Annotated in this window: 22 protein-coding genes; all 22 read right to left on the bottom strand. The window is 71.9% G+C overall.

Features of this window, described 5'->3' with window-relative positions:
• Window positions 1–7 precede the first annotated feature (7 nt).
• On the bottom strand, window positions 8–4,309 hold the full coding sequence (locus WQ53_RS08465; protein WP_052631767.1) for a DUF6519 domain-containing protein: 4,302 nt from the start codon (window positions 4,307–4,309) through the stop codon (window positions 8–10).
• On the bottom strand, window positions 4,306–6,987 hold the full coding sequence (locus WQ53_RS08460; RefSeq protein WP_052631766.1) for a hypothetical protein: 2,682 nt from the start codon (window positions 6,985–6,987) through the stop codon (window positions 4,306–4,308). Before WQ53_RS08460 ends, WQ53_RS08465 begins: the two co-directional genes overlap by 4 nt.
• Window positions 6,984–9,860 (bottom strand): hypothetical protein, encoded by a 2,877-nt coding sequence (locus WQ53_RS08455; RefSeq protein ID WP_052631765.1) that lies wholly within the window; start codon window positions 9,858–9,860, stop codon window positions 6,984–6,986. The genes WQ53_RS08460 and WQ53_RS08455 overlap by 4 nt, the downstream gene beginning before the upstream one ends.
• Complete coding sequence (locus WQ53_RS08450) at window positions 9,860–11,749, bottom strand: hypothetical protein (protein WP_144409277.1); 1,890 nt, start codon at window positions 11,747–11,749, stop codon at window positions 9,860–9,862. The genes WQ53_RS08455 and WQ53_RS08450 overlap by 1 nt, the downstream gene beginning before the upstream one ends.
• On the bottom strand, window positions 11,742–12,131 hold the full coding sequence (locus WQ53_RS08445; RefSeq protein ID WP_052631763.1) for a GPW/gp25 family protein: 390 nt from the start codon (window positions 12,129–12,131) through the stop codon (window positions 11,742–11,744). Before WQ53_RS08445 ends, WQ53_RS08450 begins: the two co-directional genes overlap by 8 nt.
• Window positions 12,132–12,141: 10 nt before the next feature.
• On the bottom strand, window positions 12,142–12,417 hold the full coding sequence (locus WQ53_RS08440; RefSeq protein WP_052631762.1) for a hypothetical protein: 276 nt from the start codon (window positions 12,415–12,417) through the stop codon (window positions 12,142–12,144).
• Window positions 12,418–12,433: 16 nt separating this feature from the next.
• Window positions 12,434–12,775: a hypothetical protein gene (locus tag WQ53_RS08435; protein ID WP_144409276.1), complete on the bottom strand. Its 342-nt coding sequence runs from the start codon at window positions 12,773–12,775 to the stop codon at window positions 12,434–12,436.
• 15 nt (window positions 12,776–12,790) lie between these two features.
• The gene (locus WQ53_RS08430; protein ID WP_052631760.1) at window positions 12,791–13,693 is read right to left on the bottom strand and encodes a phage baseplate assembly protein V; all 903 of its coding nucleotides are present in this window, start codon (window positions 13,691–13,693) and stop codon (window positions 12,791–12,793) included.
• Between the two features lie 9 nt (window positions 13,694–13,702).
• On the bottom strand, window positions 13,703–14,914 hold the full coding sequence (locus tag WQ53_RS08425) for a phage late control D family protein (protein WP_052631759.1): 1,212 nt from the start codon (window positions 14,912–14,914) through the stop codon (window positions 13,703–13,705).
• 9 nt (window positions 14,915–14,923) lie between these two features.
• Window positions 14,924–15,208, bottom strand: coding sequence for a LysM peptidoglycan-binding domain-containing protein (locus tag WQ53_RS08420; RefSeq protein WP_144409275.1), 285 nt, complete (start codon window positions 15,206–15,208; stop codon window positions 14,924–14,926).
• Entirely contained in the window at window positions 15,198–15,860 is a 663-nt protein-coding gene (locus tag WQ53_RS08415; protein ID WP_052631757.1) for a hypothetical protein, read from the bottom strand. The genes WQ53_RS08420 and WQ53_RS08415 overlap by 11 nt, the downstream gene beginning before the upstream one ends.
• 14 nt (window positions 15,861–15,874) lie before the next feature.
• Window positions 15,875–16,150, bottom strand: a complete 276-nt coding sequence (locus WQ53_RS08410) for a hypothetical protein (protein WP_052631756.1) — start codon at window positions 16,148–16,150, stop codon at window positions 15,875–15,877.
• A complete protein-coding gene (locus tag WQ53_RS08405; RefSeq protein WP_052631755.1) occupies window positions 16,147–16,596 on the bottom strand; it encodes a hypothetical protein in 450 nt (149 codons plus the stop codon). The genes WQ53_RS08410 and WQ53_RS08405 overlap by 4 nt, the downstream gene beginning before the upstream one ends.
• 89 nt (window positions 16,597–16,685) lie before the next feature.
• The gene (locus WQ53_RS17035) at window positions 16,686–17,801 is read right to left on the bottom strand and encodes a hypothetical protein (protein ID WP_052631754.1); all 1,116 of its coding nucleotides are present in this window, start codon (window positions 17,799–17,801) and stop codon (window positions 16,686–16,688) included.
• On the bottom strand, window positions 17,798–17,953 hold the full coding sequence (locus WQ53_RS17030; RefSeq protein WP_158497826.1) for a DUF6760 family protein: 156 nt from the start codon (window positions 17,951–17,953) through the stop codon (window positions 17,798–17,800). Before WQ53_RS17030 ends, WQ53_RS17035 begins: the two co-directional genes overlap by 4 nt.
• Window positions 17,950–18,711: a hypothetical protein gene (locus WQ53_RS08395; protein WP_144409273.1), complete on the bottom strand. Its 762-nt coding sequence runs from the start codon at window positions 18,709–18,711 to the stop codon at window positions 17,950–17,952. Before WQ53_RS08395 ends, WQ53_RS17030 begins: the two co-directional genes overlap by 4 nt.
• Window positions 18,712–18,724: 13 nt before the next feature.
• Window positions 18,725–19,204, bottom strand: coding sequence for a phage tail protein (locus WQ53_RS08390; protein WP_052631752.1), 480 nt, complete (start codon window positions 19,202–19,204; stop codon window positions 18,725–18,727).
• Between the two features lie 36 nt (window positions 19,205–19,240).
• The gene (locus tag WQ53_RS08385) at window positions 19,241–19,726 is read right to left on the bottom strand and encodes a phage tail protein (RefSeq protein ID WP_052631751.1); all 486 of its coding nucleotides are present in this window, start codon (window positions 19,724–19,726) and stop codon (window positions 19,241–19,243) included.
• Window positions 19,727–19,736: 10 nt separating this feature from the next.
• Window positions 19,737–22,412 carry a phage tail sheath family protein gene (locus tag WQ53_RS08380; RefSeq protein WP_082112918.1) on the bottom strand — a complete coding sequence of 892 codons (2,676 nt, stop codon included), beginning with the start codon at window positions 22,410–22,412 and terminating at the stop codon, window positions 19,737–19,739.
• A 69-nt stretch (window positions 22,413–22,481) separates the two neighbouring features.
• Complete coding sequence (locus WQ53_RS08375; RefSeq protein ID WP_052631749.1) at window positions 22,482–22,835, bottom strand: hypothetical protein; 354 nt, start codon at window positions 22,833–22,835, stop codon at window positions 22,482–22,484.
• The gene (locus WQ53_RS08370) at window positions 22,832–25,096 is read right to left on the bottom strand and encodes an ATP-binding protein (protein ID WP_144409272.1); all 2,265 of its coding nucleotides are present in this window, start codon (window positions 25,094–25,096) and stop codon (window positions 22,832–22,834) included. Before WQ53_RS08370 ends, WQ53_RS08375 begins: the two co-directional genes overlap by 4 nt.
• The gene (locus tag WQ53_RS08365) at window positions 25,093–25,653 is read right to left on the bottom strand and encodes a DUF4255 domain-containing protein (protein WP_052631747.1); all 561 of its coding nucleotides are present in this window, start codon (window positions 25,651–25,653) and stop codon (window positions 25,093–25,095) included. The genes WQ53_RS08370 and WQ53_RS08365 overlap by 4 nt, the downstream gene beginning before the upstream one ends.
• Window positions 25,654–25,689: the final 36 nt, after the last annotated feature.

Below are 25,689 nucleotides of genomic sequence, written 5' to 3'. Positions count from 1 at the left end.
AGGCTCCTCAGGGCACCAGTTTCAGGCAGCAGAATTTCGCGAAGGCCTTCTTCAGCACCGGCAGCAGGGGCACGGCGGAGAGCCAGTAGCCCCAGGTGCGGAACGACTTGGCGTAGTGGCGCTTGCTGAAGTTGCAGATGTGGAACACCTTGTTGTCCCTGACCTCGATCGTGCCGAGGTAGACCTTGTCGTCCTTGGTGCACTGGTGGCACTCGACCAGGAACTTGTCGCACCAGCAGTCCTTCAGGTACTGGGCGAACACTCCGACCAGGTCGGTGAAGGCATGCAGCATCTGCGTGCGGTAGGCGGCCAGGGTGAGCGGCGGTTCGTGGGTGAAGCTGGGCGTGCCGGCGATCAGTTCGGCGACGTTGACCGCGTTGACGGTGTTGGACAGCAGGTTGAGCGCATACGCTTCCTTTTCGTCCGGCCGCACCGCCAGCGAGATCGGCATGATCTGCAGCGGGATGCGCAGGCGCGTGTCCAGGATGCCGGCGGCGGTGTCGAACAGGCGGATGCGGTAGGTGTTGGCATCGGCCAGGGTCAGCACGTTGCGCGACGGCAGCAAGCCCAGCCGCCACGCACTGGCGCCGCCCAGCGGCGTGCGCTGGACCGCGGCCGGCGACGCCACCGTCACCGGGAAGCGCATGAGCTCGCTCTGCCCGGGCGGGTTGCCGGTCATGTAGACCGCGCCCCGGTGCACCACCAGGTCGTTCCAGAAGTCCTCTCCGCTGCCCACGGCGACCGCGACGGACAACCCGGTGGTGCCCAGGTTGACCCGCCGGATGCCGTTGAATGCGCCCGTCTGCAGGCCTCCGCTGTGCTCGGCGGCGATGGCCACCGCGCCGTCGGTGTCGATCGCGAACAGGCCGGTGGCGTTGAAGACCCAGTCGGGGTTGGGGGTCAGCGGGATGGCGGCCGGGTTGAAGCGGTACACGCCGCGCCGGTTCGGAGCGGTGTCGCTGCGGCCGATCGCGAACAGCACGTCGCGATGCTTCGGGTGCGTTTCCAGGCGCACGAAGCGGACGTCGCACACCACGCTGGCGGCGCTCCAGCTGTAGCCCGGCGCGGCCCCGGCGGTGGCCGGCGGGGTGATCCTGGCGGTGGCGAACACCGAGTCGACCTGGGTGCCGTTGACCAGGGTGCCGACCACGTACATCTCGGTCCCGGAAGGGTCGAAGGCGATGTCCTGCACGTCCAGGTTGCTGGCGCCCGGGAAATCGAGCACCGCCACCGCGGACCGCGCGGCGACGTCGAACACCTGGATGCGGTGGCCGGTGCCGTAGCTGTAGATGTACTCGCCCGAGGGGTCGAGCTTGATCCGGCGATGCAGCAGCCACATGCCGAACAGGGTGTCGATGCCGGTGGGCACGGCATAGGGGTACGCGGGGAACGGCTTCAGGTGGTCGAACATCGCGCAGTAGGTCTTGCTGGCGAGCAGTTCCTTCAGGTCCTCGTGGAACTTCTCCAGCAGGTCGTGCTCGACCTTCGACAGGAAGATGTAGCGCCCGCTCGCCGAGTTGACCAGCTGCCACAGCAGGTTCAGCAGCGAGACCAGGCGCTTGTGCTGGTCCGACAGCGGCAGCGTGGTGTCCGGGAACGGCGTGAGCTGGGCCTTGAAGAAGGCCACCAGCGAGAGGATGCAACCCTCCCAGAAGTCCTTCAGCAGGGTGCCCTCCAGCACCGAGTCCCAGAAGGTCTGCGGCAGGCTCGGCTCCAGGTGCGTGGACACGCCGTTGGCGGCCTGTTCGATCCACATGTTGACCCTGCCGGCGCCGGTGGCATCGAGCAGTCCCTGTTCGATGGCCCGCTTGACCACGTCGATCGCGCGGTCGCCGGAGGCGTGCAGCAGGTCGCCGTCGCAGTCCAGGGCGTAGCCCTTGGTCAGCACGACCTTCTCGCGGTCCTTCGAGCAACGCAGCTTCAGCCCGCAGATCACGCCCATGCCGTGGAGCAGCCGGTTGTGCAGCCGCAGGTCGCCGGTGAGGTCGGCGCGGCACAGCGCGTCGATGGCCTCCTGCACGGTGGTGACCTCGCCCCAGCCCTGGATGTGCGTTTCCGAAGCGCCGGCGCCCGGGTCGTAGGCGATGCGGCTTGCATCCAGGCCCGACAGCGCGGCCAGGCGCGGGCGCAGGTCCTCGGCGAACACCACTTCTTCGTCCGCCGGCCCGTCTTCGCGCCAGCGGTGGATCGCGGCGAGCGGGTAGTAGGCGTGCTGCACGCCGCGCGCGGGCGCCTCGACCAGGCGCTCGACGCTGCGGTCGATGGTGCGGGTGGCGAACTGCCAGTAGTCGCCCGCGCACAGGTCCTGGCCGCCGAACTCGACGACCACGCCATCGGCCAGCACCAGGTCGCCCGCGGTGCAGGCCGCCACGCCGTCCCAGCGGGTCAGCTTGGCGTGCTGCGCCGCGAGCATCGCGCGCGGCAGCGGCGCATGGAACCGCGCCTGCAACGGATCGGCCACGGTCGGATCTTCCCAGCCGATCCGGCGCGTCTGCAGGTTGACGGTGACCACCCTGCGCAGTTCGCCGCGCGCGTGGTCGGTGTGGTCGACGCGGTCCTCGCAGGGGCCGGTCACCAGTTCCACCAGGTCGTCGGCCACCTCCACCAGGTCGCCGATCGCGAACAGTTCCGGCTTCTCGACCACCACCGAGGTGGCGGCGCCGGCGGCGTCCTCGATCAGCGCGCAGGTCGTGCCGGCGTTGTCGCGCGACCACTTGAACCAGGCGGTGCCGGCCGCGTCGGCGGCGCCGATGTTGCCGGCGCGATGGATCTCGATCCGGAACAGGCTGTTCTCTTCGCCCATGTACGGGCCGGCGATGGCCGGCTCGCATGGGTCAGCGCACGGGTCGAACACGGCCGCCGGCTTGTCCTTGGTGGAGAGCACGCCCTTGCCGATGCGGGGCAGCAACGCGAACGCATCGGCCGGTGGCTGCGCCGCGCCGGCCAGCGGCGCCTCCAGGCCCTTGAGCAGCCGCACCTGCGCCACCAGCTGCTTGCGCGTGCAGGTGTCGTCGCCCTCGAGCGCGACGTCGCGCAGCGCGGGGCGCTCGATGTACGACAGCGGCCGCTCCCACAGGTCGAGGTAGGCCCAGTCGATCCGGCGCCGGCCGGGCGCCACCGGATCGAGCGCGGCCGGGTCGGCCTGCGGCAGGTCGGCCTGCGTCCAGTAGGTGCCATGGGCCTCCTTGATCGCCGCCAGGCCCTCGCCGTAGAACCGGCCGGCACCGGCGGCGCTGCCGTCGCCGCCCATGACCACCAGGTCGCGCGCGCGATCGGCTTCGAGCAGGACCGGGCCGAAGCGGTAGCTAGCGGCCGCGTCCAGGTCCGCATAGGTCAGCCGGGTGATCGCGCTCCAGTTGAACGCGCCAGCCTGCGGCAGGGCGAAGGCATGCCGTTGCCAGGCGCCCTGCGCGGTGACGACGGCGCCGGCCAGGGTGATGGTGTTCGCCGGGACGGCATCGTCGTGCAGCACCACCGACAGCGGTGCGGCCGCCGGCGCGCGCTGCACGCCGAGCAGCAGCCGGCGCGCGCGCGAGGCGTCCACCGGCACCGGGAATGCGTAGGCGACGCTCGTGGCCTGGGTGGCCTGCACCGCGGCACCGCCCCACAGGCGCTGGTCGTCGTCCACCGACAGCACCGCCGCCGCCGGTTCGGCGGCGTAGCGGTCGGTCAGCTCGGTGCGCGCCACCACGCTGCGCAGCGGCAGGTCGGCCTTGAGGAAATCGAAGCCGTAGCGGGTAGCCGCGTCCAGGCCGGTGAATCCGTACTCGACGATGCTGTCGGCCGCGAAACCCGCCGGCCAGGCGCCGGGTACCGCGCGCAGCAGCTTCCAGCCGTCGTCGGTGGCGACCTGGGTCATGGCGAAGGCATGGGTGGCCGCCGCGTCCTTGACGTAGAACGCCAGGCCCGCGGTCGACATCGCCTTGACCGCGACCAGCACCTCGCCGACCTCGGCCAGGTCCAGCGGATGGTCGAGCCCGCGGGCGATCGCGGTCGCGCCGGACGCCACCAGGCTGCCGTCGCCGACGCGATGGTCGAAGTAGTCGACGAACACGCTGGCCGCCGCAGGCGTGGCGGTCCAGCCGTGCCGCGATTCCAGCCGGTCGAGCAGGACGTGCGTGTCCACGCGGAAGCCCTCGTTCGGGCTGCCGGTGTGCATCGCGTCCCCGGCCAGGCGCTGGATCAGGCGCAGCACCAGTTCGTTCTGTTCGTTGAAGTCCGATTCCAGCGGCAGCCGTCCCATCTGGTGGAACACGCCGACGAAGTGGTTCAGTTCGTCGAACGACACTTTGGCGATATCGTTTTTCATGGCGACGGATTTCCTGGGAAGCGGGGCCGCGGCAGCACGCGGACCTGGAGGGGGGTCAGGCCCGCGGGGATCGATTCGGCGAGGCGCAGGCCGGTGTTCTGCAGGCGCCATGGCAGGCCGGCGCGATGGAACGCGCCGATCTCGCCGCCTTCCTCGCCGCCGCCGAGCAGGGCGGGCGCGGAGTTGGGATGCAGGTGCAGGTAGCCCGCGTCGCCCCAGTCGATGGAGACGAAGATCGGCGTGGCCGTGGTGCAGCGGAATGCCGCCGCGTCGAAGGCCCTGGGCAGGCGCGAGAAGCGCAGGCAGCTGGCGCCCGGATCGGCCAGCGCCAGATCGCCGTAGCACAGCGTGTTGGACAGCTTCGCGCGCTGCGCCGCCAGGCCGCCCAGCAGGGTGCAGCGCTCGAGCACGACACGGCCGTTGGCGAACTCGACCGCGTCGACGCCGGCCGGTTGCTCGACGCTGGCGGCCGGGTGCTGGATGGCGCTGTCCTGCGCCTGGCAGCTTCCGGCCGCGGCGGCAACGTGCACCGGGCCGCTGATGCAGGACTGGAGCGCCACCTCGCAGTGCCCGGCCTGGACCACCCGCAGCGACGCGCTCGCCGGCTGCAGCGTGCAATGGCGCAGCATCACCGACCCCACCACGCCCTGCACCTCCAGCGCGCCGCCGGCGAAGGCCAGGCCGTCCAGGACCAGTGCCGCGAGCGTCGAGTCGCGCACCCGCAGGGCCCGCGGCGCCGCCGCCGGCTTGACGATGAAGGGGGTCTGCAGCGCCGCGGCGCGGATCACCAGGCCACCGGGGAAATCGCGGTTGCCGATCTGCAGCGCCTCCTCGTAGACGGCGCTGTCCAGGATCTCGATCACGACCGGTACGTCGAACCCGTCGGGGGCGGCGGCGATGGCCGCCTGCAGCGACGCGTGGTGGGCGTCGCGCGTGCGCGCCACCGTGATCCGGGCCGGCGCCAGGTCGGGACGGGCATGGGGACCGGCGCCGATGGCCGCGGTGAGCCCGTAGCGGAAGTCCACGCTCAGTTCGCCGGCCGGCTCCTCGCCGGCAGGGAACGCGAAGCGGCCGCGTTCGGCGTCCACGGCCACCTCACCGGCGGCCAGTGGCGGTACCAGCGGGCGGTCACGGCAGCACAGCGAGCGGGCCACCACCCTACGCCAGCGCTCCGGCGGATGCCCCGGCCGGATGCGCCGCTGGCCTTCGGAGGCGCGCGCCAGGTGCTGCAGCGAGAAGGCGCCGTACAGCGAAGCGTCGGGGTTGCGGTCGGGGGCGCCAGCGCCATGGTCGCCGCGGGCGTGGTAGGTGCTGCCATCGGCGGCGACGTAGAAATAGTGCGCGGCCGCGGGCGCGACCGCGTCGATCGCCGGCAGGTAGGCCTGCACGGCCTGGCCGCGCGCGTTGCGCAGGATCGCTTCGCTGGCGGGGAAATCGGCCGCTGCCGCGCCCTGGTTGACGACCCGGAGCAGCAGCGCCGGATGATGGAATTCGCCGCTGTCCGGTTCGAACGGCGCGACGCCGTCGGTGTAGCCGAAATCCGGGGTCGCGCTGTCGAGCCGCAGCCGGCCCTGCGGATTGCGCAGCTGCAGCTGGCTGGCCAGCGGCTGCCCGGGGGAATAGGCCACCGGCGTGGACACGCTGGCGACCAGGGTGAACACCGCCCCCAGGCGCACCGCCTCGAGCGCGAAGCGCAGGCCCGCGCCGTAGACCGTCGGGTCGGCGGCGACCATGCCGCGGGCGCCGGCCAGTTCGCCGAAGTCCAGCGCCGGCTCGCGCGAGACACCGGGCGCCGGCGGTTCGCCGACCAGGGCGATGCCATCCTCGCGGATCGCGAAGCCCAGCGGCGAATCCACGTAGGCCCGCGCGTGCTCGCGCAGGTCGCGGTTGCGGATGGGAACATCGTCGGCGTTGGCGTGGCAGATGTCGGCGCCGGGCGCACCGGGCCGCGACGCGACCTGCACGCGCAGCGCTTCGGTGGCGCCTCCGGCGTGGAGGGCGGTGTCCAGGCCCAGGGGATGGAACGTGTAGTGCCCGCCGCCGATCGCCCTGGGCGTCGCCGCGAGCAGCGGGAACGAGGCGATCGGCCACTGGAACACCGCGACGTTGCCGACCCGGTGCCAACCTGCGCGCTGGCCGGCCGGCCGCAGGTCGGCCAGCGCGCGCGCCCGCGAGTAGGGCGTGTGGATCGCGGCCAGCGCCTCGCCGCGCCGCAGGTCGAGCGCTAATCCCGCCGTCGGCTTGATGTGCGCCAGGTTCTGCATCCAGGCCACGCGCTCGAACATCTCCACCGCGTGCACGCCCAGGCCGCCGACGTCGCGGGCAATGCCTTCCAGGCCAGCCAGGGTGCCTTTCCGGCGGCGCCAGCGCAGCGTGTTCTTCACGTCGCCGCGGTTGCGCGCGGCCATCCCGAGCAGGCTCGCCGCCTCGCCGGTGTAGAGGACCTCGGTGCCTACCAGGTCGGCGAGGTAGGCGACCGCCCAGTCCTGCGCCGAGTCGATGAAATGGTCGGCGTAGTGCTGCTCGATGCCGCGCCGCAGGCGCCACAGTTCGTCGGCGAACAGGGCGACGAACGCCTGCAGCCGGCCGTCGGCGTCGCGGGCGCGGTAGACGCCGGGCAGCCAGCGCCACAGCTGGGCGGCGACTTCCTGGCGGGACGGGGCGGGCACGTCGATCATGCGAGTCCTCCGGCCAGCTGCAGGGTCAGGCGACCGATGGCCCGGTCGCCGGGATCGCCGCCGGTGGCCAGCGCATCGGCCGGCACGGCGATGCGGTCGGCCACTTCCGGCGCGGCCCCCTCGCGATGGAACAGGGTCGCCAGCACGTGGTCGACGCCGGCGACGGATTCGGCCGCCAGGTAGACCTCGCTCAAGGCCAGGTCGACCCCGAGTCCTCGGCGGTCGAAGGCGAAGAAGCCGCCGCCTCCCGGCTGCGAACCGAAGGCCGCCATGAGCGCGCGCTGCACGGCCGCCTGCGGGTGGTTGGCGGCCACGTTCACCTGCAGCGCCAGGCGCACCGGCCAGGCGCGGTGCCCGCGCACGCGCAGGCGGCCGGGCGCGGCGCTGCGCGTGGACAGGAACGCGAGCAGGGCTTCCTTCTGCGGCAGCGACAACGCATTGCCTCCCGCCGCGGCGCAGGTGACGACGATCGCGCGGCGCCGGGACGCGCCTTCGCGCTCGAGGTCGGCGCGCGCCTTGGCGATGCCGGCGAAGGTGAGCGCGAGATCGGCGTGGTCGGCCAGCGATGCCGCCCGGTCCAGCGTGCGCACGCGGTGCGCGGCCTGATGTTTGGCCACGGCCGGCGATTCCCGCCCGGCGCCGCCGCTGGCCGGCACCGGGTTGAAGCTGCGCTCGAGGAAGGGCGCCGCGCGCGGCATGCTGGCGATCGCCGCGGCCGCGACGTTGGCCGCGGCGCCGTGGCCGACCCGGTAGCGGGCCACGATGTTGTCGCGGCCCGACGGCGGCGCGGCGCCGTGCATGCCGTCGCCGAAGACGACGGTGGCGCGCTCGCGCTCGTCGATCTCGACCATGCAGTGCCGGTCCAGCGGTCCGCTGCCGGCCAGGGTGTCGACCGTGGTCCAGCGTTCGCCGTCCACCCGCACGTCCACGGCCGGTACCACCCCGCGCGGCGCGGCCGCGTCGGGCACGAAGGCCAGCGCCGGGCGCCGCAGGCCGAAGCGCTGCGGCGCGGCGGCGGGATCGCCGCTGCCCAGCACCTCGTCGGCGACCAGGGCGCCGTGCGCGACCGCCGCCACGTTGCCGTAGATGCGCGTATCGCCCAGGGCGTAGGCGTGCTCCAGCGGACGCGCCAGGGCGACCCGGGTGGCGCCCGCGAGTGCCTGCACCTGGCTGATGCGCGCGCCTTCGGCGCGGGTGCCGTCCGCGACCACCAGGTCCAGGCCCGCCGCCAGGCCCGGCGGGGTGCCCACGATGTCCAGCTGCGACGCGCCCGCCGCCAGCACCGCCTCGGCGCGGTCGTGGCCGGCGATGCGCATGGCGTGCTCGAACGGGCCATGCAGGCCCAGCGCGGCGACGCCGAACGCGCCGCTGGCGACGCCATCGAGGGTCAGCACGGTCCTGCCTTCCACGCTGTCGGCCCGCAGCACCCGCAGCGCCATGGCCAGCCGGCCGTCGCTCAGCGCCACCACGGTCTGCGGGGCGAGGCCGTCGTAGGCCTTGTCGAGCGCAAGCACGGTATGCCCGCCCTGGAACACGCCGTCCAGCTCGCCCAGCAGCAGCGGCCGCAGCCGGGTCTGGTGGGTGGCCGGATCGTGGGGCGCGACGCGGTAGAAGCGCACGCGCGCGGTTTCGTCGAAGGACCGCTTCACCGGGCGCAGCGCGCGCGTGGTCGGCTGGGTGAGCGTGATCGTCCTGCCGCTGGCGCCGGCCACGGTCGCCAGTTCCACGCCGCTCGCATCGGCCAGCAGCAGCAGGTCGCCGGGCGCGGGCGTGTGCGGGAAGTCCTTCTTCTTGGAGGTGGAATCGCGGGTCAGCACCGTGGTGCCGGCGCGGATCGTGCCGGTGGCGGCGCCGCACGCGGTGCCCTCCAGTACCCGCGTGGCCGAGCGCCGCAGCGACGCGGCCACACCGCGGTCCAGGGTGATCGTGCGGGCCGCCGCGTCCTTGGCCAGCACCAGCATGGGCATGAGCAACCCGCCGCCGTCGACCAGCACCGCGCCGCCCACGGTGAACATGGCGGCGTTGGCCACCGGCAGCGTGTTGTGGCCGAGCACGATCTCGTCGGCGCGTTCGGCCGCGGCCAGCTTCATGACCTGGCTGGCGCGTGCGCGTATCCGCAGGTCGGCGATGGCCAGGTCGCGGTCGGCCGCCGCCGCGCCGGCCGTCCAGCGCAGGTGCGTGGCGCCGGCCTGTTCGACCGCGGCGGCCAGGGGTGCGGCCGCCAGGGTGGCGCCGTCGTCGAAGACGATCGGCGCGCCGGCCCGCAGTCCGGCGTAGACGCCGTCCATCGCCGCGGCCACGTCCTGCGCCGCCGCCGCCGCCGCGCGCAGCCGCAGCGTGCGGCTGGAACGGTCGTGTCCCACCAGCCGCATCAGGTTGCGCGCGGCGTCCACTTCCAGCGGCGCCTGCGTTTCGAACACCAGGTCGGTGCGGTCGCTTTCGAAGGGCAGCGGCGCGGCATTGAGCTGGAAGCCGGCCGGCAGCATGCCGCGCTCGCCCGGCTTGGCGATGAACGCCTGCAGCGCACTGGCGCTGGCGCCGCTGCCCAGGCGATAGTCGATCAGCGCGCACAGGTCGATCAGCGAGCGGTGCAGGGTGGCCGTACGCAGGAAACCCTCGTTGCCGCGCTGGTCCGCGTAGGCGTTGAGGATGGCGGCCAGCTGGGCGAACAGGTCGACGAACACCGTCCCGTAGTCGCCGCCTGCGTCCTTCAGCGCCGGGTTCCAGCCGGGCAGCGCCGCGGGCAGCCGGTGCAGCAGGCGCGCGCGCAGCGCGGCGAGGTCGTCGGCCGCGTAGTCGATCCGCGGCAGCGCCGGGCGGTTGCTGGCGGTGACGGGCAGCGCCTCGAAGGGCAGGCCGGCTTCGATGCTCATCATCCCTCCTTGCCGCCGTGCGTGCGGATGAACAGCACGCCATTCGCGGTGTCGGCCGGGTCGTTGTCGCAGCGCGCCACCTCCAGCGCACCGACCGGGATCGCGCCGGCCGCCTCGCAGTCCGGATAGCGGTTCCCCAGGCGCTTGAAACGGGTCACCGCCACCGAGCGCACCCCTTCGATCGCGCCGACCGCCGCGTACAGGTCCGACAGGTACACCGCCTGCCCGAAACCGAAGCGGCCGGGGCCGAAGAACGGCGTGCGTCCCGACAGCGGGCCCACCAGCGCCCGTTCGACCGCCGCGCGCACGTCGCGCGCGAAATGCGCGCCGTCCACCTCGATCCGCAGGCCCAGGTGCAGCGGGCAGTAGCGCGCGTCCTCCACGCGCACGTCCCCCCCGGCCATCCTGTACTCGGCCAGGCGCGCCTCGAACGCGGCACGCAGCCCCGGCACGGCCGCCAGCGGCCGGCGATCGGGCATGTCCACGCCGACGAACACCGTGTTCCAGCTGCCGGTGGCGCGGCTCCGCGCCTTGCTCTGCACCGGCACGTAGCGGCGCGCGCCCAGCTTCACGCCCTCGGCGAGGCAGGCTTCGTAATCGGCGGGCACCACCGCGCGGTGCTGCCGGCGCAGCTGGTACGGCCCGGCCAGCCGCGCGCGCTCCAGCGGTTCCGGATCGCGTGCTCCGGCCGACGGAAACGGGTTGCGCACGCCCAAGATCTTCTGGTCCTGGTGCTGGAACCGCAGCGCACGGTCGAAGACCCGCAGGCGCCCGGCCGCGACGTGGCCGCCGGCGCCGTTGCCCACGCGGTAACGCACCACGATCCGCGCGCCGTCGGCCGGCGCGGCCCCGCGCTGGCCGTCGCCGAAGACCAGGGTGAAGTGGCCGCTGTTGCTGCGCCAGATGCGGTAGTGGCGGTCGGGCGCCTCGCTGTCGACGAAATCCTCGACCTCGACCCAGCGCGCGCCGTCCACGTCGACCCGCAGTTCGGCGCGGGGCACGCCGTCCTCGCCGGGCACATGGGTGACCGGCGCCAGCTCCAGCTCGATGGCCTGTCCTCCCGCGCCGGTTCCGGCGAGGTCGAGCCGTTGCGAGGCGCCGTGCGTGGCGCGCACCGCATTGCCGTACAGGCGCGCCGGGGCGATGCCGCCGGCGGGGTCGCCGGCCGCGCGGTAGTCCGCGGCCAGCGGCTCGACCAGGGTCAGGGTGGTGGCCGGGCCGGGCGCGACCGCCGCGACCTCGATCCATTCGCCGGCGGGCGCCCGCGTCGCGTCGGCGCGCGGATCGCCGGTGTCGAACTGCTGCAGCAGCAGGCGGTCGCCGGCCTTCACCAGCCCGTCGAGGTTGGCCGCGCACACGACCTGGCGGCGATCCGCGCCGGAGGGTGCATCCGCCGCCAGCGCGATGCGGTTGAGCGCGGGGACCAGCACCGCGGCGTCCGCGGTCTCGTACACGACCGCGTCCGCGCCGGCCGGCGCGGTGGCCACCGCGAACCCTGCCTGCAGGAACAGCGGTTCGCCGCCCTCGGCCTCGACCAGCAGCAGCGCCTCGCCCGCGCAGCCGGGATCCATCGCGTAGTCGACCAGGCGCAGCAGCTTGCGCACCGACTCGTGCTGCATGGCCGTGCGCAGGAATCCTTCCAGCGCCACCCGGTCCTGCAGGTAGCCCAGCTGGTCGCCGGCATAGGCGAACAGCTCCATCAGCACCATGCCCGGGTCGGCTTCGCTGCGGTCGCGCCAGTCCGGCGCGACCTGCGGCAAGCGGTCGAGCAGCGCGCGCAGCAGGCTGTCGTAGTCGTGCGCCATCAGGTCCACGCCCGCGTAGGTGCGCGGGGCGGGCGACGGGACGGGCGGGTCGCGCCCGCAATCGACGGCGATGCAGTCAACCACGGCCGGCTCCCTCCTGGGGCAGCAGCTGGTACACCACGCGGCCGCGCTCCAGGTCGCGCGTCTTGGTGTAGACCACTTCGATGTTCAGCGTCTCCTCCTCGCCGACGACGTGCACCGCGTTGACCATCAGCAGGTGGCCCAGGAACGACTGCAACGCCTTGGCCACGGTGAATTCGGTGGCCGCCGCCAGTACTTCGTTGTTGCCCTGGAACACCAGGCCGCGCGCGCCGCAGCCGAAGCCGGGCAGCATCACCCGCTCGCCCGGGGCGGTGAGCAGCAACTGCTCGATGCGGCCCCGGATCGCACCGTCGAGGTCCTGGGTGGCGACGCCACCGGCACTGGTGAGGCCGAAGGGGAAAGCCAGGTAGCGTTCGCCGGTCATGGCACGGTCCTCACTTCACTGCGCCCGCGGCGCCCGACAGCACGGTCGCGGCCGCCGGTATGCCGGCGCCGAACCGGTTCACCGCCACCGTGATCTCGATGTTCGCCTTGAGGTGCCTGATGACGCCGGTGGAAATGGCGATGAGCGCCTTGCGCCGGTTCTCCGCGGCCTCCGGCGTTTCCTCGTCCAGGTCGATCAGCTCGAGCTCCACCATGGCAAGCTCGATGGCCTCGGCCATGCTGCCCGCCTCCAGGAAGTCGCCGACGAGGAAGCCTGGTTTCAGCATCGCGGGTTCCTCCGGCTCAGCACGGACAGGGCGGCAACGAGGGCAGCGACGGCAAGGAGGGCAATGCCGGCAGCGCGGGGATCGGCAGCGGAATCACCAGCGACGGCAGCGGCAGCGACGGCAGCCGCGGCAACGACGGCAGCTGCGGCAGCGACGGCAACGACGGCAGGGAAGGCAGCGCGGGGATCGGCAGCGGAATCACCAGCGACGGCAGCGGCAGCGACGGCAGCGGCAACCCGGGCAATGCCGGCAGCGCAGGCAGCGAGGGCAGTGAGGGCAGCGCCGGGAGCGCGGGAATCGGCAAGGCGATGACCAGCTGCGGCATGGGCAGCGACGGGATCCGGCAGATGCAGGACATGGCGCACACGGCCTCCTATTTGAGCTTCACCGACTTGGACATCGCCGGGTGCATGGGCGAGGACAACGGCATCGGCACCGGTATCGGCGGGCCCGATGGGCCGAACGCGGTGGGATGGACGTGCGCGTCGAACGCCGCGGCGAAGGCGCGGCCCAGGATCGCCGGCTCCATCGCGCCCTCGCCCAGGGTCACGGTGTCGCTGCGCACCATCACGTTCTTGGCGATCACCTGCACGGACGCATCGACCATGTCCACCACCGTGCCGCCCTTGTTGGTCAAGGTGATGCTGGAATCGCCGAGCCGCACGTTGTTGCCGTTCTCGTCGGCGAACGAGAGCTCGCCCTGGTCGGCGTTGAGGTAGAGGAAGGTCCCGTTCTTGTTGCCGACGGTGACGCTGCCCTTCTCGTCGAAGACCAGCATCGCGCCGTCCTTGTGGCGCAGGGTGACGCTCTCCTTGCCGTCGATGTCGCAGAACTCCAGGACATGGCCGCTGGAGGTCCTGAGCACGCGCCGACGGGGCTCGTCCTGCTCCATGTCCGCCGCCTCCGGCGGGATCTCCGTGTTGCCGCCGGGCGCCGACCAGAACACGCCGACCCAGATCGGGCTGTCGATGCTTCCTTCCTCGAATTCGACCCAGACCTTGCTGCCGGTCTCCGGCACGAAGAACAGTCCCTGCCCGGCCGCGCCGCCGAAGGGCAGGCACGGCCAGGCCCAGTCGCTGACGGCGGGGCTGTCGGTACCGGGCTTGCGGTCGCCTTCCACCGGGAACAGGCTGGGTATCCACACCCGCACCCGGCCCAGCTGCTGCGGGTCCTTGTTGTCGATGACCACGCCGCGGTACTTGCCGAAGTACTGGCCTTCGAGGCGCTCGATGCGATCGCTCTCGGTCCGGTTGCTGTCCGCCCGCTCCATGTTCATGCGCTTCTCCTATGCCGGCAGCACGCGCGGGCCGGCGGCGACCACTTCGATCGGGTCGCTGTCGGCGCCGGCACCGGCGGCCAACGGCATGGACATGTCCGGCGACTCGCCCTGGAAATCCTCGCTGCCGAGCTGGCCCAGTGCGTTGCGCGACAGTTCGAACTGCATCTCGTAGCTGCGCGGCGCCAGGCGGTGCTGGACCTTGCGCACGTAGTAGTTGCCGTTGTAGCGGGCGCCGGCGCCCTTGACCGTGACCAGCTTGCGGATGCGCAGGACGGCGCCGTAACGCAGGCCGTTGAGGGTGCCGCGGGCGGTGATCCACCAGCCGTGGCGGCGCAGCATGCCGGCCGCGTATTCCGCCGCCTGGGTGCCGGCGTGGAAACCCAGGCCCCGGGCGATGCGGCGTGCCTGCGGCATGCGGATCGCGCCGCGCAGCGCGGACAACGGGTCGGCTCCCAGCGACGGCAGGCCCGAACTGTGGGCCAGGTCGGTCCTGGCCTGGCCTTCCATCGCGTCGAAGTAGCTGACCTGGGCCTCGGTGGGCGCGGTGCCGTCGGCATCGAACTGCAGGCCGTGGCAGTTGGTCTGCTCGCCGAAGTTCACCGCGATCAGCTTCTGCGGCTGCCCGCTGAGCACGGCCGGGCGGAAGTAGGCGTTCGCACCCAGCACGTAGAACTCGTAGCCGCGCCGCCGCGCCAGTTCGCGCAGGAAACGGTGGTCGGTGGAACGCTGGGCGACCTGCGGCGGCGCCTCGCCGGTGCCGGGCGGATCGGCCACGACCGCCTTGAAGCCGTAGTGCTCGATGATCTCGCTCGCGATCTTCTCGTAGGTCTTTCCCCGCCAGATCCGGGTCTTCTCCTCCTGGTTCATGTGGTAGGAGGCGTCCACGCCCAGTATCTGCACGGTCATGTTCGCCGCCTCGTCGTTGGTGCGCGCGTTGATGTGCGAGATGTAGCCGTCGAACACCAGTTCGGTGCGGCCGGGGAACGCCGCGTACACGGTCACGCGGTTCCACACCTGGAGATTGGGGTCGGCCAGGTAGGGCCAGCTTCCGTCGTCGTTGCGGCAGGCCTCCAGCTCGACCGCACAGGAGGAGCCGGCATCCAGGTCCTCGTCCACGGTCACCGAGCGGATGCAATGCAGCAGCGATCCCGCCGCCTGGCCGTTGACCAGGACGGCGCAGCTGAAGGAGCGGTCGGACGGGGTCGGGATCGCGGGCATGGCGGCGTCCTATGCGCCCCGGTCGCGGGGGATGCGCAGCTGCCGTCCCGGTACGAGCAGCTGCTCGGGGGCGAGGACGGCGGGGTTGGCGTCGGCGATCAGCCACCACTTGCGCGGGTCGTGGAAGAAGCGGTTGGCCAGCGCGTCGAGCCTGTCGCCCTCGCGCACCTGGTAGACCAGCGCCAGTTCCGTGGCGACCGGTTCGCGCGTGCACTTGAGCTGCACGGTCCTGCCTTCGGCGTCCGCGAAAGCGGCGTCGGGCACCCGGATGTAGCGGGATCCATCAAAGAACATCGGCGAAATCTCCGATATTGGCCAGGTTCATCGCCGCCAGCGCGGTACGCCAGCCGTGCGAGTAGAGGTACGGCGGGTTGAACCCTTCCAGCACCTTGAGCTGGACCGCGATCTGGGCGCGCTTGGGATTCAGGTCGGGGAAGTACTCCTGCTCGGTGATCTGCAGGCTGGTCATCACCACCGGCATCACCCGCTTGCGTCCCCACACGAACAGCAGGATCGGGATGGTCTTGGCGTTCGCGGCGCCGAACTGGTCGTCCCCGCCGAGCAGGTTGCCGATCGGGAAGCCGAACAGCTGGTCGGTCTTGGGATAGATCATCAGTTCCAGCGCCGACAGCTGCGGACCGATGCCGAACTGGCCCGGCAGCATCTGGTTGTCGTCCAGGTCATCGGTGGCGTCGAGCATCAGGGTGAGGCCGAGGGTCTCCTCGCTGACCTGGACCTGCGACAGGCAGGCGCGCTGCTGCGCCTCGCTGCCCTCGCGGCAGCCGTTGCCGCTGCCGTCGGCGCCGGCCGGGGTGTAGCTGGCGGTACGGTTGCGGGTCAGCGTCTCCGGATTGAACTGGAACGCGAAAAGCAGCGGCGGCAGCGACAGCCCGTATTCGACGAAGGCGCCTCGCAGGAGTTTCGGCCGCTGGATGAAATCGGACATGTCGGGGCTCCGCCTCAGTCGGGCACGCGTTCGAGGATCCGCCGGGCCACGGCGGCGGCCAGGCGCGGCAGCGCGCGGTCGTCCAGTTGGTCGCCACCGGCTTCCACCACCAGTTCGCCGATGTCCATCCGGTCGCTGGCGCCGGCCTGCGCCAGCGCGGTGCCCAGCTCCTCGGCGAACCGTTCGCCCAGCGCGCGCGCGCGTCCGTCGCCCAGCGCGCGGTCGGTCACGAACCGCAGCTGCCCGATGTGCAGCGCCGGTGGGGCCGCGGTGGCGTGGCGGCCGCTCATGGCCGCAGCCACCAGACGGCGAACGCGTCTTCCAGGTCGCCGGCCACCAGGCTGCGCACGCCGCCGGCCACCGGCAGCACCAGCTCGGCGACGCTCTTGCCGCGCAGCTGGATGCCACGCGCCAGCAGCAGCCGCGCGGTGCGGTCGGCACGGCTGTGCGCCGGTGCGTAGTCGAAGTCGAGCGCGCATTCGATTAGGCCGAACTGGTCCGGCTCGCGGAAATCGAGCCGCGGCGTGAAGGCGACGGTCTGCGGCACCGCGTTGAAGTCCGCGCGCACCTTCCAGGTGTCCACGGTGAGCGTCGGGAAACTGCGGCCTTGCACCTCATGGGTCAGCGTCGCCATCGCGATCGCCACGCGCGCGTCGATGCCCAGGGCTTCGCGCAGCAGCGCGTCGAAGCAGTCGCACAGCTGGGCGAACTGGGCCACGACGAAGGCGTCGCGCATGGACCGCTCCGCGGCGAGCGCGGCGGCCCGTGCCTGTCGGGCGGCAAGGGTGGGCGCTATGCGGGCGGCGATGCTCATGTCCGTGGCTCCTAGTCCCGGCGGGCGAAATAGCCGGACCACGGGTTGCGCGACGCCGCGCGCGCCGGGGGCCGCGCCGGCGCGGCGGACGGCGGGGCCGGCGCGCCGGCGGCGCGTGGGATGGGCGATGCCGGCGCCTGCACCGCCACCTGCACGCGGTCCAGGCGGACGGTGCGCGACGGCGGCGGCATGGGCCGCTGCAACGCCGCCAGCACGGTCGCGTCGACCGGCCGCACCGGCGGCGGGCGCTCGCCTGTGCCGCTGGCGGCATGGGCTGGCGCAGGTACAGGCGATGAGGCCAGCGTCCCCATCGCCTGGACCCGCGCGACGCACTCGATCGCCACCGGGAACGGCGGTCCCTCCGGCGATCGCTGCTCCACCACCGGCATCGCCGCGACCGTTGCCTCCACCGTGGGCGGGCGCCCGGGCGGCAACCGGGATGCCACCGGCTCCGCCCCGGAGTGGCGGGCATCGCCAGGCCCCAAGGCCGGCGCCTGCATGGCCGTGTGCCGGGAACCGGCAGGGTGCGCATGCGGAGCGGCTGGGGGAGCAACCTGCGCGCCTGCTGCCGGTGCGCGGGCGCGTTCCGGTTCCGGGGCGGATGGCGCACGCGGCGGGCCCGGGATCCGATCGGCCATGGCGCGGCCGGCAGGCGGCTGGATCGTGGCCGGCGATGCGGCCGGTTCCGCGGGCACCGTGGCCACTCGCACCGGCGATCCCGGTGCTGCGTCCGGGTGCACCGCCGGTCCGGCGTCCGGCGTCGACGCTTCCTTCCAGCTCTCGCCGCGGCGCCCCTGCACCGCCGGCGAGGGCCCGGCCGCCTCCGCATGCGGCTTGGGCGCATCCGCTGCCGCGGCAGGCGCACTTGCGCTTCCCGTGGATTCCCGCGGCAACGGCGACAGGATCCCGCCGATTCCGGTTTCGAACCCGTCCTCTTCCCCGGCCTCCGCGTCCACGAAAGGCGCCTGCGGCGCTTCGCGCATGCGTTCCGGCAGCGCGCGGCCCCGCAGCGACGCCGGCAACCAGCGCGCCCGCGGCACGCTGGCCGGTCCGCGCGGCAACGGCATGCCGTGGCGCGCCAGCGCATAGCGTTCGGCCGGCGCCTGCCCGTCGCGATCGGCGTTCATGCCTCAGCCCCCGATGCCGGATGCTGCCGGGCGATCAGCGCGAGGTACCGCTGGCGCTTGCTCCGCGGCAGCGCCAGGATCTGCGGTTCGGACCAGTGGTAATGCATCGCAAGCACATGGGTCTCCTCGTACAGGCGCTCGAGATCGGTCACGCGCTCGGCAAAAAAAAAGCGTCCAGGTCGAAGGCGTAGCTCATGTCCGCCCGGCAATGCGGGCAGACCAGTTCCAGGAACAGTTCCGGCCCCGGGGCGTGGTCCTCGAGCCAGGCCACCAGTTGCGAGCGCATCGCCAACGGCCATGCCCGCACGGTCTCCTCGTCCGGCGCGCCCTGCCCGTCCACGTCGAGCACGATGCGTGCGAACAACCGGGTGTTGGCCGCGGCGGGGTTGGCCATCGCCAGCGTCTCGATCGCGGCCTGGTCGGCGCCGGTGGGCAGCCGCAGCTGCATCGCAGTCCCGGCGATGTCCGCCTGGTACACGGCCTGGGGCCGGTCCAGCCGGCGCACCGGCAGCTCGCTGATCGACAGGTCCACATCGACCCGCTCCAGGCACGCCGGGCAGCGCATCACCTGGTGTACCGCGTCGCCGAGGTCCATCTGGCGCAGGCGCAGCAGCAGGTAGTCGCGGTCGCCCAGCTGCAGGTCCGCGGCGAACGCGGCGTCCACGCCCGCCTCCAGCCCTTCCACCGATTCGATCGCGCTCGCCAGGAAGGCGCTGACGCGCCACGCATTGCCGGGCTTCCCGCGCTCGAACAGCGCCTCCTCGTCGGCGCCGGTCAGTTCGCGCACGCGCACGCAGCGATGCGCGCGTCCGTCGGCGTCGAAAACGCCGGTCGGCAGCACCAGGCGGCGTTCGTCGAGCGACTCTTCGCGCATCGCGTCGGCCATCGCCGGATTCCCGATCATCCCCATCGGCCGTCTCCCGTCACTGCATGACCTGAATGCCTTCGTTCTCCAGCACCAGCGTCTGGATCATCACGTCGGCCGAGTTCGCGTCCAGGTCCGGGATCGCGGTGTACTTCGACACCCAGCACTGGTAGACCCGGTAGGCCTTCACCCGCTCGTTGTTGAGGTTGTAGACCTCGATGTCGACCTCCTTGCGGAAATCGTCCGGCGTCTTCTGCGAGTCCGCGCCCTTGTTGCCGAGATAGTTGGCCATCGCCGTGGCCCATTTCTCGAAGGTCTTGTCGCTGGTGACGCCCTGCTCCAGGGTAATGGGCTCGAACGAGACCATGCCGGGCAGCTTCTGCTTGAAGCTATCCATCTCGCCGGAACGGAATTCCTTGGATTCGACGCTGACCGTGAGCGCCGAGCACTTGGTCAGGCCGGCCACCACCTGGTTGGCGATCTTGATGCGGAACTTGAACTTGCGGAACGGATCGAACTGGGATGCGCGTGCGGGCATGTCGTTGCTCCTTGCTGAAGACGGATACGGACGGATTCAGACTCTTTCCCAACCTTCGTGGCGCAGGCTCACGCTGCAGATGCCCACGCCACCGCCGTCGGCATTGAGTTCCGGCATCGCGACGTACTTCGATACCCAGGCGCGGTGCAGCTTGTAGCGCTGCAGCGGCGGCGAACCGCTCGGGCTGCCGGCGTTGCCCTTGAGGTCGAACAGCTCTATGAAGACCGTGCGCTTGAAGCCCTTGGCGCCGCCCGGATCGGCGTGCAGCCCCAGCACCTGGTTGGCCCAGCGCTCGAAGGTCCGGTCGGCGCTCCAGCCCTGCTCGAGCGTCACCTCGTCGAAGCTGACCATGCCGGGCATGTGCCGCGGCCCGAACGCATCCCCGGCTTCCTTGACCTCGTTCGGCGCGACGCTGCGGCCGAGCGCGGAGACCTTGGTGACGCCGGCGATGATGGCGCCGTCCAGGCGGACCCTGAACTTGAAGGTCCGGTAGGGATCGAACTGGGAGGTGCGCGGCGCCATGGACCGTGCCTCAGCCTTGCGGCCGCTGCGACTTCTGGCTGATGCGGATGATCACGAACTCGGCCGGCTTCAGCGGCGCGAACGCGACCTCCATGTTGACGCGCCCGGCGTTGACCTCCGATTCCGGATTCAGTTCGGCGTCGCACCTGACGCTGAAGGCCTCGTCCGGCGTCGCGCCGGCCAGCGCGCCCTTGCGGAACTCGCCCATCATGAAATCGTCGATGTTGGCCTTGAGCTGCTCCCACAGCGGTGCGTCGTTGGGTTCGAACACCGCCCACTGCGTGCCGCGGTAGATGCTCTGCCGCAGGTAGATCGTGTAGCGGCGCACCGGCACGTAGCGGTACTCCGGATCGGCTTGGGCGGCGAACGTGCGCGCGCCCCAGACCACGATGCCGCTGTCGGCGAAGCGGCGGATGCAGTTGACCCCGATCGGGTTGAGGATGTCCTGTTCGGCGTCGGTCACCGAATACTCCAGCCCGATCGGCCCGATCAGCCCGGTCTCGGTGCCGGCCGGGGCCTTCCATACTCCGCGCTGGTTGTCGATCCGCGCGAACAGCCCGGCGATGAATCCCGACGGCGGCACGTAGCGCCTGGGATTGCGGCCCGCGCCGGCACGGTCGGCGATCTCCAGCCAGGGGTAGTACAGCGCCCCGTAGCTGTTCTTCGGGCTGACCTTGTTGCGCATGTAGTCCTGCGCATGCACCGGTTCGGTCGCCGGCGCGTCGCGGTTGCGCTTGCCGGTCGCGTCGGCGATGTAGAAGCAGTCCTGGCGGATCGCGCAGTAGCCGATGGCCGCGCTGACCACGGCGGGGTCGCTGGCGCCGGGGATGGCGATGAAGTTGACGTCGGTGACGTCGTCGAGCGCATGCAGGCCGGTCTTGCGGTCCGCGGTGCCGATGAGGTCGCTGCCGTTGACCGGGCTGCCGTCGTCGCCGCCGGCCAGTTCGCGCGGCTCGTTGACGCCGGCCACCGGGTTGAAGCCGGGCCGGAAGTAGGGCGAGGCGAGGTCGCCATCGGCGAAGCCCGACTGCTTCTCGGTGCTGAACTTCAGCCGGATGTTGGGGCTCAGCTTGCCGTCCACCACCTGCAGCGTGTAGTAGTTGCCTCGCCTGGACTGGCGCACGACCACGCGTCCGTATTCGACCGTGGCGGTCAGCGCGCCGGCCGCCGCCGCGTTGATCCGGTCGCGCACCTGGGCGGCGGTGACCTGCTGCAGGTTGGGCAGGCTGGCGCTGTCGAAATCGACGACCACGTCGGCGGAATCGGCGCCGCCGGCGCTGTTGTTGACGACGAACTTGAGGTTGGAGCCGTCCTCCAGCGCGAAGGGACCGAGCTCGCTCTGGACGAAGGCCGGTTCGTTGCGGCCCTGTCCGTCCGGCCCGTCGGCGCCTTGCACGGAGCCGTCGAGGCGGCGGAAGTCGAATGCCGCGGCAGCCGGGCCGGCGATGCGCACCCGCGCGTTGCCCGCGCCGCGGTTGGCGGTGGACACGAAGATCCGGTCGCCGTTGCGGCGCACGTCGAGCAGTGGCGCGATGGCCGGCTTGTTGGCCCCGGCGACGGCCTGGTAATGCTGCGCCAGCGCGCTGTTGATCTCGTTCACCGCGGTGTCGATGGGCAGCGCGGCACTGACGGTGAGCGGGATGGCGGGCAGGTTGTCGCCATTGACGGCGATCACCAGTTCGTTGGCGCCGGCCTGGATATCGAAGGTCGCGCCGGCTGCGCTGCGCAGCGTGGCGCCCACGGCCCCGCCTTGTCCCTGCCGGAAGCCGGCCAGGCCGGCGAGCGGGCGGCCGGCGCCGGTGGCGGAGCCGCCGAGGGTGAAGCCGCTTTCGTAGCCCTGGGCGCCGTGCCGCAGGCGCAGCTTGCCCGCACCGTCCGGATCGTCCGGTCCGGTGATGGAAGCAGTGAGGTTGTAGGCGCCCCAGGTCGCGTTGACGAGGTCGGCCAGGTCGCCCGGCGCCGCCGTCGCGCCGAGGACGGCGAACAGGTCGATGGCCGGCGGCGGCGGTATGGCGGTCGGGATGTCCAGCGTCAGCGCATCGCCGGCGATCAGGGGCACCGGGCTGGCGAGTACGGCGGTGGACACGGCCGTGGCGTGGGCGGGGTTTCCGGCCAGCGGCGACGTGGCCGCATGCAGGTCCTGCACCTGGATGTATTCGGACAGGTCGTTGACCGCCGTCTCCACGTACGAGTCCGAGTCGGGGTCCATGGACAGGTCGTCGAACACCTCCACCGGCACCCCGTCGTTCAGCACCACGAGCCGGAACTCGCGCGTCGGGTTGAGCGAGCCGTCCTCCACGCGTACCGCCACGCTGTTGCCCCAGCCGCCCTTGCCCTTGGCTTCGACACGCAGCGTGCTGCGGGACGCGCCGGCAAGCTCGCGCGAGGGCAGGTCGGTCCCGGCCGTGCGCGACGAGGCGCCCGACAGGGCGCGCACCACGTAGCAGCGCTTGCCGCCGTTGGAGAAGAACTGCTCCACGGCGTACGGCAGGTAGGGGCCGTCGCGGGTGACGTCCCCGAACTTGGCGACGAACGTGCGCCAGCTGGTGACGAAAGTGGCCTTGTTCGGAACGCCCTTGGCGGTTTCGCCGACGAACGCCGCGGTCGAAGTGCTCACGCCCTCGATCGGACGCACGCCGCTGGATTTCTCTTCGACGTAGACGCCCGGGTGGAGATACTCTGCCATGTCGAAACTCCTGTCGGTTGCGGTACCGGCGCCGCACGCGTGCGGACCGGCGCCATCGGCTGTCGCCGGTTATCGCTGGTGTTGTTTCCGGGTGCCGGGCTTGCCGCCCGGCTTGCGGGTGGCGGCCGCGGGCGGGCCCGGCGACCGTTTGCGCGGCGGCGCGCGCTCCGCGGCCGGGTCGGCCGCGGCCAGGGCGGCGGCCCGCGCCTGTTCCTCGGCGCGCACCTCCCCCATGCGTGCCGGAACCCGGCGCAACCAGCCCGCGCGCTCCCATTCGGCGACGTAGTGGTTGTCGTACAGCGCTTCCTCGCGCAAGGCCCGGGAGCGCTCGTTGTGCGCCAGGAACAGGACCTCGCCGCCGCGCAGGTCGATGCGCAGCGGGTGGGGATGCAGATTGACTATCCGGCAGGCCATGTCGGTCATTCCTCGTGGGTGGTGCACAGGTCGTGCGTCCGCGGCCGGCGCGCCTGCTGCGGCGCCGGCGCCGCCCTCGCAAGCAGGTGGGCGTGCGGACCGAACTCGCTGTCGGGCATGCGCCGGCCGGCCTTGACCAGCTCGATGCGGACGGCGTTCAACACCTCGCGCATGCCGATGGCGCCGCGCGCCTCGGCGGCCAGGTAGGCGGCGCCCAGGGCGGCGTTGCGGATCGCGCCCCCGGTGAGGTCGAAGCTGCGCGCGAGGAAGTCCCAGTCGATGTCGGGCGCCAGCGGCGCGGCGGCGGGGAAGCTCCTGTCCCACAGGCGAAGCCGCTCCGGCACCAGCGGCGAAGGAAACTCGATGCTCACGTGGATCCGGCGCAGGAACGCATCGTCGAGGTGGTCGCGCTTGTTGGTCGCGAGGATGGCGATGCCGTCGAAGCTTTCGATCCTCTGCAGCAGGTAGTTGATCTCGATGTTGGCGTAGCGATCGTGCGCGTCCTTGACGTCCGACCGCTTGCCGAACAGGGCGTCGGCCTCGTCGAAGAACAGCACCGAATCGGCGCGGTCGGCCTCGTCGAAGATGGCGCGCAGGTTCTTCTCGGTCTCGCCTATGTACTTGCTGACCACCCCGGCCAGGTCTATCCGGAACAGGCTCATGCGCAGGGTGTGCGCGATGGCGTCGGCCGCCATGGTCTTGCCGGTGCCGGAAGCGCCATGGAACAGCACGACCAGGCCGCGGCCGCGCGCCGACACGGCGTCGAAGCACCAGTCCTCCAGCACGGTGCGGCGGTGCTGCACGCGGCGGATGACGTCGTTGAGAAGCTCGAAGCGGTCCGCAGGCAGGACCAGGTCCTCGAGCGGGTGCGTGGCCGGCATCGCTTCGGCCAGCTGGTGCAACCGGGGCGTGGCCACCCGCGCAACCGCTTCGTGCAGCGCGCGCGCGCGACCCGTGCAGTCCGGCGCCGCGTCCAGGGCCGTGCGCGCATGCTGCACGGCCGTTCCGATCTCGCCCTGGGTCACCCGGAACTTGACCGACAGCGACCGCGACAGCGCCGCCTTCTCGTCGTCGTCCAGCCGCGTACCGTCCAGGGCTTCCCGCCAGGCAGCTTCCCGCGCCGCGATTCCGGGAAGCGGGAAGGCGATGTCGGCGGTCTCGGCCGAGGGGAACCAGCCCGGGAACGGCAGCGGCGCCTCCGAGCCCAGCAGGAGGACGCCGCCGAACTCGCGCAGCCAGGCTCGCAGCATTGCGCAGCATTCCGAGCGCCGCTCCGGTTCGTCCAGCAACCGGTCCGAGTGGTGGATGAACACGACGCTCCCCGCGAGCCTGGCATCGCGCAGCGCGGCAGCCAGGGTGGCGTGCAGGTCTGCGGCGCAGCGGCCGAGTTCGCGGCCGTCCAGCGACAGGCAGCCGATCCCCGCCTGCCGGCAGGCCGACCGCACCGCGTCGGCGCGGCCGCTGCCGTCGCGGCCATGCAGGTTGGCGACGAGCGGAACCGGCGCGGCGTCTTCCGCGGCAGCGGCCGTCCGCGCTTCCAGCAGCGCCGCCAGCACGGCGCGTTCGTCCCGGGCGCGCCAGAGCCGGTGCAGCAGCAGCGGCGCCTCTTCGTCCAGCAGGACGCGTGCGACGCGCGGGTCGGAGCCACCGCGCCCGAGCAGGTGGCGCACGATGCCGTCGGCCACGCGGAACAGCCCGACCTGTGCGACCCGGTCGCCGCCGTCGCTCGCCAGCAGGCCATGGCGCAACAGCGTGGCGTCGGCCATCAGGCATGCCTGCAGGTGTACGTGCTCGTGGCGCGCAGCGAGCATGCGAAGCAGGGTGTCGGTCGAGGGCCGCGGCTTCGCCATGTCGTCGTTGAGGTAGGCGAACAGGCGCTCGAAGCGGCGGTCTATTTCCGGCGCCAGGCAGACGAGCAGCGCATCGAGTTCGAATGCGCCCAGTCCGAAGCTGTGCTGCAGGGCCGACAGCCGCCACGGCAGCGTCCCGGCCGGGTCCTGCAGCGATCCGGCCAGGCTGCCCGGGACAAACCCGTCGCCGTGTCCGGCCCTGCCGGAAGCCAGCATGGCGTCGACTTCCGCGTCGGTGACCACCAGGCTCCTGAGCGCGATGCCGCCGCCGTCCCGCAGCTCCTCGACCAGCAGGGCCGCACGCCGGTCCAGTTCGGCCACCAGCACCCCGGTCCAGGCCAGGCAATCGGCTGCGCGGCCTTCCGTCGCGGGTCCGGCGGCCGGCGCTTGCGGCAGACGTGGACCGTCCAGGCGCGTCATCGGCGCGGGCTCACGTCCAGCACACGTTCCTGCACGCGCCTGACCGTGCGGGTGACGCGGCTGTCGATCAGGACCGTCGACACTTCGTACGTCGTGCTCAGCCGGTAGGCCGCCTTCTCGAAGCCGCGCCACAGGTCGAGCATGTCGCCCAACGGCAACGTGCGGGGCACGATGCGCAACTCTTCCGTCATGTCGGACAGCGGCAGCGCGAGCGCAGCATGGTCCTGGCGCAGCAGCGCGTTCTCGTGGAACACGCGCATCACTTCGCCGAGCGTGCGTTGCGTCTCCAGCTCGTCCGGGCCGTACGGCGTGACCAGGTAGTGCAGGTTGAGGCCAAACGGAGGCGCCACCAGCCGCGATTCGGTCAGCGCCTGCCAGTCGAGGTTGGACGCGAACGCGTTGTGCTCGACCCGGTACAGGTACAGGCTCACCTTCGGCGCCACGCCGCCCAGCTCGACCGGCGACTTGAGCACCTCGACCGCCAGGCCCGGCAACTCCTGCTCGAGAAGCGCCTTGAGCGTTTCGGTTACCGCTGCAATGGCCTTGAAGTCGCTCATCGCGTGGTGGGATTCCCTGCATTGTCGTTGCGTTCC

Source organism: Pseudoxanthomonas suwonensis (assembly GCF_000972865.1).
Lineage (GTDB): Bacteria > Pseudomonadota > Gammaproteobacteria > Xanthomonadales > Xanthomonadaceae > Pseudoxanthomonas > Pseudoxanthomonas suwonensis_B.
The sequence above is the reverse complement of the archived record's forward strand: the minus strand, read 5'-3'. Positions and strand labels throughout refer to the sequence as shown.

Coding starts and splice junctions, on each gene's coding strand:
- WQ53_RS08375 (WP_052631749.1), bottom strand. CDS start 22,835: ATGACCGACATGGCCTGCCGGATAGTCAATCTGCATCCCCACCCGCTG.
- WQ53_RS08390 (WP_052631752.1), bottom strand. CDS start 19,204: ATGCCCGCACGCGCATCCCAGTTCGATCCGTTCCGCAAGTTCAAGTTC.
- WQ53_RS08405 (WP_052631755.1), bottom strand. CDS start 16,596: ATGCGCGACGCCTTCGTCGTGGCCCAGTTCGCCCAGCTGTGCGACTGC.
- WQ53_RS08370 (WP_144409272.1), bottom strand. CDS start 25,096: ATGACGCGCCTGGACGGTCCACGTCTGCCGCAAGCGCCGGCCGCCGGA.
- WQ53_RS08365 (WP_052631747.1), bottom strand. CDS start 25,653: ATGAGCGACTTCAAGGCCATTGCAGCGGTAACCGAAACGCTCAAGGCG.
- WQ53_RS08455 (WP_052631765.1), bottom strand. CDS start 9,860: ATGAGCATCGAAGCCGGCCTGCCCTTCGAGGCGCTGCCCGTCACCGCC.
- WQ53_RS08395 (WP_144409273.1), bottom strand. CDS start 18,711: ATGGGGATGATCGGGAATCCGGCGATGGCCGACGCGATGCGCGAAGAG.
- WQ53_RS08430 (WP_052631760.1), bottom strand. CDS start 13,693: ATGAACATGGAGCGGGCGGACAGCAACCGGACCGAGAGCGATCGCATC.
- WQ53_RS08465 (WP_052631767.1), bottom strand. CDS start 4,309: ATGAAAAACGATATCGCCAAAGTGTCGTTCGACGAACTGAACCACTTC.
- WQ53_RS08445 (WP_052631763.1), bottom strand. CDS start 12,131: ATGACCGGCGAACGCTACCTGGCTTTCCCCTTCGGCCTCACCAGTGCC.
- WQ53_RS08415 (WP_052631757.1), bottom strand. CDS start 15,860: ATGTCCGATTTCATCCAGCGGCCGAAACTCCTGCGAGGCGCCTTCGTC.
- WQ53_RS08425 (WP_052631759.1), bottom strand. CDS start 14,914: ATGCCCGCGATCCCGACCCCGTCCGACCGCTCCTTCAGCTGCGCCGTC.
- WQ53_RS08440 (WP_052631762.1), bottom strand. CDS start 12,417: ATGCTGAAACCAGGCTTCCTCGTCGGCGACTTCCTGGAGGCGGGCAGC.
- WQ53_RS08385 (WP_052631751.1), bottom strand. CDS start 19,726: ATGGCGCCGCGCACCTCCCAGTTCGATCCCTACCGGACCTTCAAGTTC.
- WQ53_RS08460 (WP_052631766.1), bottom strand. CDS start 6,987: ATGATCGACGTGCCCGCCCCGTCCCGCCAGGAAGTCGCCGCCCAGCTG.
- WQ53_RS08410 (WP_052631756.1), bottom strand. CDS start 16,150: ATGAGCGGCCGCCACGCCACCGCGGCCCCACCGGCGCTGCACATCGGG.
- WQ53_RS08380 (WP_082112918.1), bottom strand. CDS start 22,412: ATGGCAGAGTATCTCCACCCGGGCGTCTACGTCGAAGAGAAATCCAGC.
- WQ53_RS17035 (WP_052631754.1), bottom strand. CDS start 17,801: ATGAACGCCGATCGCGACGGGCAGGCGCCGGCCGAACGCTATGCGCTG.
- WQ53_RS08420 (WP_144409275.1), bottom strand. CDS start 15,208: ATGTTCTTTGATGGATCCCGCTACATCCGGGTGCCCGACGCCGCTTTC.
- WQ53_RS08435 (WP_144409276.1), bottom strand. CDS start 12,775: ATGTCCTGCATCTGCCGGATCCCGTCGCTGCCCATGCCGCAGCTGGTC.